This window comes from Hymenobacter agri, assembly GCF_054778495.1.
In genome coordinates this window covers 1-1,427 of the sequence record NZ_BAAGZM010000848.1, presented here as the reverse complement: position 1 = coordinate 1,427, position 1,427 = coordinate 1, and the positions used below count along the sequence as shown (strand labels likewise).

Genomic DNA, 1,427 nt, shown 5'->3' with positions numbered 1-1,427 from the left:
GGGCCCGACTTTGCCGTGTCGCTGGCCGGCCCCGGCCTGCCGGGCGATGCTGTGTTGCTGCGCCAGCAGCAGGATATGGGCCGCGCACACGGCCAGGATTCGGCTGCCCTCGGAACCACCTTTCGGGCCAATAAAGCCTTATTCGGCGAAATACGCCGCCAGCCCGCAACCCTTACGGCCAGTCAGCTCACGGATAAGCTGGTGCCGATACTGCAACGCTACGCCCCGGGTATGAGCGAGGAGCAGGCCCGTCAGCAATTAGCGAAGTCCTCCGCCGATGCCTGGATGCTGGCCTTTCTGCGCAGCAACCCGGCCGCGGACCTGGCCAAAATAAAATGCCCCGTGCTGGCCCTCAACGGCACTCACGACCTGCAAGTGGCCGCCGATGAAAACCTGCCCGCCATTGCCCGCGGCCTGCAAGCCGCCCACAACCGCGACGTCACCACCCGCGCCCTGCCCCAGCTCAACCACTTTTTCCAGACCGACCCGGCCGCCAAAGCCGACTACGCCAATATCGAGGAGACCATGTCACCGGTAGCGTTGCAAGCAGTTGGCGACTGGCTGGTGGCGCACACCGGGGCGAAAGGCGTGGCCGGGCGGTAGGCGGACGGCTACTGGCCGGTAGCTGGTGGCTGGAAAACAGAACGTCATGCTGAGCTTGCCGAAGCATCTCTACCACAGCAGTAATCCAATCGATTAGGTTTACTATTGCGGTAGAGATGCTTCGATTGCGCCTGCGCCGGCGCTCAGCATGACGTTCTGCTTTTTCGGTTCTTTTCTATGATGCTGCCCGCCGCTGCCGATACTTCTGCTACTCCCGTTTCGGCCGCCCCGGCCCGCTTTCCGCGGGCGCTGCCGTTCATCATCGGCAGCGAAGTGGCCGAACGGTTCAGCTACTACGGCATGATGGCGATACTGCCCACGTTTCTGGTGGCGCAGTTCTTCAACCCCGCGCGAAGCCCCGCCCTTACGGCCGCGGCCGAAGCGCAGGCTAACGCGCTGGTGCACTCGTTTTCGGCGCTGGGCTACGCGCTGCCGGTGCTGGGCGCGCTGCTGGCCGATTGGGTGTTGGGCAAGTTTCGCGTCATTCTCTATCTCTCCATCCTGTACTGCTTCGGCCACGTGCTGCTATCAGCTTTCCATAATGACTTAGACGGTTTTCGGCTGGGGCTAGTGGTGGTGGCGGTGGGCATGGGCGGCATCAAGTCGAGCGTGACGGCCAACCTCGGCGACCAGTTCACGCCGGCCAACGCCGCGCTGCTACCCAAGGCCTACGGCTGGTTTCAGATGAGCATCGACGTGGGCGCGGCGCTGGCTACCATCCTCACGCCGCTGCTCTACCAGCATTTTGGACCGGCCGCCAGGTAGCGCAGCGCGAGCTGAACGTGAACGCCGGTAGCAACGACCTGCCGATTGAGAGCATGAGC

At 63.6% G+C, this 1,427-nt stretch carries 1 protein-coding gene and 1 pseudogene; both read left to right on the top strand.

Annotation, left to right across the window (positions count from 1 at the left end):
- Positions 1-603 (top strand): annotated as a pseudogene (locus ACYVDE_RS22755) (hypothetical protein); the annotation flags it as partial.
- A 177-nt stretch (positions 604-780) separates the two neighbouring features.
- Positions 781-1,368, top strand: coding sequence for an MFS transporter (locus ACYVDE_RS22750; protein ID WP_460503820.1), 588 nt, complete (start codon positions 781-783; stop codon positions 1,366-1,368).
- Positions 1,369-1,427: the final 59 nt, after the last annotated feature.